This window comes from Streptomyces sp. NPDC047072 (assembly GCF_040643855.1).
Lineage (GTDB): Bacteria > Actinomycetota > Actinomycetes > Streptomycetales > Streptomycetaceae > Streptomyces.
The window spans coordinates 1-5,938 of sequence record NZ_JBEYVC010000314.1 but is presented as its reverse complement, the minus strand read 5'-3'; the positions used below and the strand labels follow the sequence as shown (position 1 = coordinate 5,938).

The 5,938-nt window shown below is 72.1% G+C and carries 4 protein-coding genes; 3 read left to right on the top strand and 1 reads right to left on the bottom strand.

Annotated elements, in window-relative coordinates; all coding sequences use genetic code 11:
• Positions 1-3: 3 nt before the first annotated feature.
• Positions 4-1,344 (top strand): pitrilysin family protein, encoded by a 1,341-nt coding sequence (locus ABZ896_RS51850; RefSeq protein WP_360946237.1) that lies wholly within the window; start codon positions 4-6, stop codon positions 1,342-1,344.
• Positions 1,345-1,385: 41 nt separating this feature from the next.
• The gene (gene dapB / locus ABZ896_RS51845) at positions 1,386-2,138 is read left to right on the top strand and encodes a 4-hydroxy-tetrahydrodipicolinate reductase (RefSeq protein ID WP_360946234.1); all 753 of its coding nucleotides are present in this window, start codon (positions 1,386-1,388) and stop codon (positions 2,136-2,138) included.
• Positions 2,139-2,254: 116 nt separating this feature from the next.
• On the opposite strand, the gene ABZ896_RS51840 is transcribed toward dapB, so the two are convergent.
• Positions 2,255-4,711, bottom strand: coding sequence for a nitrate reductase (locus ABZ896_RS51840; protein ID WP_360946231.1), 2,457 nt, complete (start codon positions 4,709-4,711; stop codon positions 2,255-2,257).
• A 133-nt stretch (positions 4,712-4,844) separates the two neighbouring features.
• Here ABZ896_RS51840 and ABZ896_RS51835 point away from each other — a divergent pair.
• Positions 4,845-5,938 (top strand): amidohydrolase (locus ABZ896_RS51835; protein WP_360946228.1); only part of this gene is annotated, 1,094 nt, incomplete at its 3' end.

Genomic DNA, 5,938 nt, shown 5'->3' with positions numbered 1-5,938 from the left:
TCCTTGGGGGCGCGGCCCGTCGCCCGTACCCAAACCCTGATCAAGGGCGAGAACGGCATCGGCACGGTCCGCAAGACCACCCTCCCCGGCGGCCTGCGCATCGTCACCGAGACCCTCCCCTCGGTCCGCTCCGCGACCTTCGGCATCTGGGCCCACGTCGGCTCCCGCGACGAGACGCCGTCCCTGAACGGCGCCACGCACTATCTGGAGCACCTCCTCTTCAAGGGCACGCAGAAACGCAGCGCCCTGGACATCTCCTCCGCCATCGACGCGGTCGGCGGCGAGATGAACGCCTTCACGGCCAAGGAGTACACGTGCTACTACGCGCGCGTGCTCGACGCCGACCTGCCGCTCGCCATCGACGTCGTCTGCGACATGCTCACGGGCTCCCTGATCCTCGAAGAGGACGTCAACGTCGAGCGCGGCGCCATCCTCGAAGAGATCGCCATGACCGAGGACGACCCGGGCGACTGCGTGCACGACCTGTTCGCGCAGACCATGTTCGGCGACAACCCCCTCGGCCGCCCGGTCCTCGGCACCGTCGACACCGTCAACGCCCTGACCGCCGACCGCATCCGCCGCTTCTACAAGAAGCACTACGACCCCACCCACCTGGTGGTCGCGGCCGCGGGCAACGTCGACCACAACAAGGTCGTACGACAGGTCCGCGCGGCCTTCGAGAAGGCGGGCGCCCTCAAGAACGCCGACGCCCTCCCGATCGCCCCGCGCGACGGCAGCCGCGCCCTGCGCACAGCGGGCCGCGTCGAACTGGTCGGCCGCAAGACCGAGCAGGCGCATGTGGTCCTCGGCATGCCCGGCCTCGCCCGCACGGACGACCGCCGCTGGGCCCTCGGCGTGCTCAACACCGCCCTCGGCGGCGGTATGTCCTCGCGGCTCTTCCAGGAGGTCCGCGAGAAGCGCGGCCTGGCCTACAGCGTGTACTCCTACACCTCCGGCTTCGCCGACTGCGGACTCTTCGGCGTCTACGCCGGCTGCCGGCCCTCGCAGGTCCACGACGTCCTGAAGATCTGCCGCGACGAACTCGACCAGGTCGCGGCCCACGGTCTCCCGGACGACGAGATCGCCCGCGCGGTCGGCCAGCTCCGGGGCTCCACGGTCCTCGGCCTGGAGGACACCGGCGCGCTGATGAACCGCATCGGCAAGAGCGAGCTGTGCTGGGGCGAGCAGATGTCCGTCGACGACATGCTGACCCGGATAGCGGCGGTCACCCCGGACGACGTCCGCGCGGTCGCCCGCGAGATCCTGGGACAGCGCCCGTCGCTGTCGGTCATCGGCCCGCTCAAGGACAAGCAGGCGGCCCGGCTGCACGAGGCTGTGGCCTGACCCCTGTCCATTTCGGCTGTTCTGGTTAAGGAAGCAAGAAGATGAGCAAGCTGCGCGTGGCGGTCCTCGGTGCCAAGGGCCGGATCGGTTCCGAGGCCGTACGGGCCGTAGAGGCCGCCGAGGACATGGAACTGGTCGCCGCTCTCGGCCGGGGCGACAAGCTGGAGACCCTCGCCGGGACGGGCGCCCAGGTCGCCGTCGAACTGACCACGCCCGCCTCGGTGATGGAGAACCTCGAGTACTGCGTCGGCCACGGCATCCACGCCGTCGTCGGTACGACGGGCTGGACCGACGAGCGCCTCGCGCAGCTGGAGGGCTGGCTGTCGAAGTCCCCGGCGATCGGCGTCCTCATCGCGCCCAACTTCTCCATCGGGGCCGTCCTGAACATGAAGTTCGCGCAGATCGCGGCGCCCTACTTCGAGTCGGTCGAGGTCATCGAGCTGCACCACCCGAAGAAGGTCGACGCGCCTTCGGGGACCGCCAGTCGCACCGCCCAGCTCATCGCCGCGGCCCGCGCCGAGGCGGGCACGGCCCCCGCGCCGGACGCCACCGAGACGGCCCTGGACGGCGCGCGCGGCGCGGACGTCGACGGCATCCCCGTCCACTCCGTCCGGCTGCGCGGCCTCCTCGCCCACCAGGAGGTCCTGCTGGGCGGCGAGGGCGAGACCCTGACCATCCGCCACGACTCCCTCCACCACAGCAGCTTCATGCCGGGCATCCTCCTCGGCGCCCGCCGCGTGGTCACCACTCCCGGCCTCACCTTCGGCCTGGAACACTTCCTGGACCTGGGCTGACACCGTCATGCGCGCCAAGCTGACCTACGCCGTCACGGCCGCCGTCCTGCTCGTCTACTTCGTGCTGGTCGGCAGCCGCGGCGTCATGCTCATCCAGTCCGGCACCCTGCTGACGGTCACCTTCGGGGTCGCGGTGCTGATCCTGCCGGTGATCGGCGTGTGGTTCCTGTGGAAGAACACCGAGTTCGTCCGCCGCGCCAACGCGCTCGCCGCCGAGCTGGACGCCGAAGGCGGCCTCCCCGTCGACGAGTTGAGGCGCACGCCCAGCGGCCGTATCGACCGCGACTCGGCCGACGAGGTCTTCGCCAAGCGCAAGGCCGAGACCGAGGCGGCCCCCGACGACTGGCGCAGCTGGTTCCGCCTGGCCATCGCCTACCACGACGCCCGCGACACCCCGCGGGCCCGCAAGGCGATGCAGCGGGCACCCGCAGCCGCGCCTCAAGCGCGCCGCGCGGAGTGGCGATCCGGGCCAGATCGCCCTCGCCCAGGCCGAGCCGTGCCGCGTCCGCCGTGGAGATCTCCGCCCACACCTCGGGCGCCGCCTCGTCGAGCTGGGCCACACGGCCGGTCTTGGCGCGCGTGTGGAAGTGGTAGAGGGTGCGGCCGGTCGTGAGCTGGAAGGGGTACCGCTCGTCGGGCATCTCGTGCGGTTCGATGTACCCCGCGGCCTTGATCACCGCCTTGCCGTCCGGGTTGAGGGACCGGTACTCCACCGGGTCCACCGACGCCCCGGTCTCCAGGTCCTTACCGTAGCTCTCGCAGACGTCCGGGTGGGCCCAGGAGATGCCGTCCGTGTACAGGCGCGCGGTGCCCTCGGGCGTGTCGTCGGTGCAGGGCCACTGGATGCCGCTGCCGCCGCGGAGGCGGTCGTACGACAGTCCGGTGTAGTCACAGGGACGGCCGGCGCTGCACCGCTGCCATGCCTCGAACGCCTCCTCGGGCGAGCGCCAGCCGATCAGCGGGCCGCCGTCCTTGTCGCGGAAGTCCATCCGGCGCGCGAAGTCCAGGAAGATCTCCAGGTCGCTCCTGGCCTCGCCGGGCGGCTCGACCGCCTTCTCGCACAGATGGACGTTGCGGTCGGCGTTGGTGAGGGTGCCGGTCTTCTCACCCCAGGTCGCGGCGGGCAGGACGACGTCGGCGAGGCGCGCGGTCTCCGTCGGATACAGATCCTGTACGACCGTGAAGAGCCGTTCCTGGCCCAACACGGCGCGGATCCGGGCGAGTTCGGGCAGCGAGACGGCCGGGTTGGTACCGCTGATCCACAGCATCCGCAGCGAGCCCTGGTCGGCGTAGCGGAACATCTGCATCGCGTGTGTGGGCGGTGCGTAGTACGGGATCTTCGAGGGCTCGACGTTCCACACCTTCGCGAGGTCGGCGACATGGTCCTCGTTCTGCCAGTTCCGGAAGCCCGGCAGGTCGCCGTCGGCGCCGCACTCGCGGGTGTTCTGCGCGCTGGGCTGGCCGTTCATCTGGAGGACGCCCGCGCCCGGGCGGCCCAGCATGCCCCGGACCAGGTGCAGGTTGTTCACCTGCACCGAGGCGGCGGTGGCCTGGTGTGCCTGGTAGAAGCCCTGGAGCACGGTGGACAGCAGGGCGTCCGTCGTGCCGACCAGCTCGGCCGCCTCGGCGATCCGGGCGGCCGGGACGTCGCAGATGCCGGCGGCCCATTCGGGGGTGCAGTCGGCGACCCGCTCGGCCAGCTCGTCGAAGCCGACCGTGTGCGCGTCGACGAAGTCGTGGTCGACCCGGTCGTGCCGGATCGTCTCGTGCAGCAGGGCGTTCAGCAGCGCCACATTGGTGCCGACACGCGGTGCGAGGTGCACCGACGCATACCGGGCCACCGGGGTCGGACGAGGGTCCACGCACAGCAGCCGCGGCGGGTCGGTGCCCGCCAGCCGGTCCAGGACGCGCGCCCACTGCACGGTCGTCGTCTCGGCCATGTTGTGCCCGAACAGGGCGATCACGTCGGCGTGGTCGAAGTCGTCGAAGCTGCCCGGCTGCCCGTCGCAGCCGAACGACTCCTTCAGCGCCTCGGCGGCGGTCGCCGTGCACAGCCGCGTGTTGCCGTCGAGGTGGTTGGTGCCGATGCCGGCCCGGGCGAGCACCGCGAGCGTGTAGTACTCCTCCAGGAACAGCTGCCCGCTGGTGTAGAAGCCGATCGAGCCGGGCCCGCGCTCGTCGAGCAGCTCCCGGGTGCGGGCGACGACCCGCTCCATCGCCGTGTCCCAGTCCGTCTCGACCAGATGCCCGTCCCGTCGTACGAGAGGCATGGTCAGCCGGTCCTCGGAGGCGTTCGCCTGCCAGCCGAACAGGTCCTTGGGTCCGAGCCTGCCCCGGTTGACCCGGTCGGTCTCCCGGCCGCGCACCCCGACCATCCGCCCGTCCGTGACGGCGATGTCCATGGCGTCACCGCCGGAGTGCAGCAGCGACGCCGCCCGCACCCACCGCTGCACCGCCCCGGGGTCCAGGCCGTCGGCGAGGTAGGAGTCCACCCTGGCGGGCCATTCCCCATGGCGCCGGTGGGGCGTGCGGTCGCCCCAGGGATCGGCGATCCGGTCCGCCGCGTGCTTCATGGCGACTCCCCTCGACGCGCTCCTGAGTACCCCGGCCCCCGCCCGGCTAACGCCGCCGGTCAGCGGTGTCCCCGGGGCCGGGGCGGGGAACCCGCATCAGGACACAGGCGTACGACACTTACGGGAGGCCGCTGTGACCGATGCCGTGGACGAGGTGCTCGCACGGGTGCCCGCGGAGGTGGCCGCCCGCGCGGACCGGCTCTGGGACATGGCACGGATGCTGCACGCCGACCCCGAGTACGCCTTCGAGGAGCACCGGGCCGCGGCACTGCTGTGCGGGGAACTCGAATGGGCCGGGTTCACGGTGCAGCGGGACGTCGCCGGACTGCCCACCGCCTTCACCGCCCGCTCCGGAAAGCGGGCCCGGCCCGCGGTGGCGCTCCTGCTGGAGTACGACGCCCTCCCGGGCCTCGGCCACGCCTGCGGGCACAACCTCGTCGCCGCCGCCGGTCTCGGCGCCGCCCTCGCCGCCCGTGCCGTGCTCCCCAGGGACGCCGGCACGGTGTGGGCCGTCGGGACGCCCGCCGAGGAGGGCGGCGGGGGCAAGGTCGCAGAGACCGACGCGGGGGTCTTCGACGACGTCGACGCGGCGCTGATGTTCCACCCCGGTGTGCACAACTGGCAGTGGGCGACCCTGACCGCGCAGGCGCAGTACCGGGTCGGGTTCCACGGACGGGCAGCGCATCCGACCGGCAACCCCACCGAGGGGATCGACGCCCTCGCCGCGCTCGTACAGCTGTTCAACACCCTTGCCGTGGTGGGGCGGCGGCTGCCCGAGGGCTCCCATGTGCAGGGCATTGTCACGGACGGCGGGCGGGCGACCAACATCGTCCCCGATTACGCGGAGGGCCTGTTCGGGCTGCGGGCCCTGACGACGGCCGCGCTGGAGGACCTCGCCGGGGAACTGCTCACCTGCGCCCAGGGGGTGGCCCGGGCGACCGGCACCACGGTCACGGTGGAGCGCGCCACGCCCCGCTACGAGCACTTCCGCGACAGCAGGGTCCTGTCCGACCGGTTCGCGCGGCACCTGGCACAGACCGGCATCGAGCTGACACCGCCGGAGACGGGCGTGTTCCTGGGCTCCTCCGACGTCGGGAACGTCAGCGGGCGCGTGCCCGCCATTCACCCGTTCGTGGCGATCATGGAGTCGGGCGCGTCCCGCCACACCCCGCCGTACGCGCCCGCGCCCGGGTCCGAGCCGGCCCCGCAGGGGAGGCACGCGGCCGC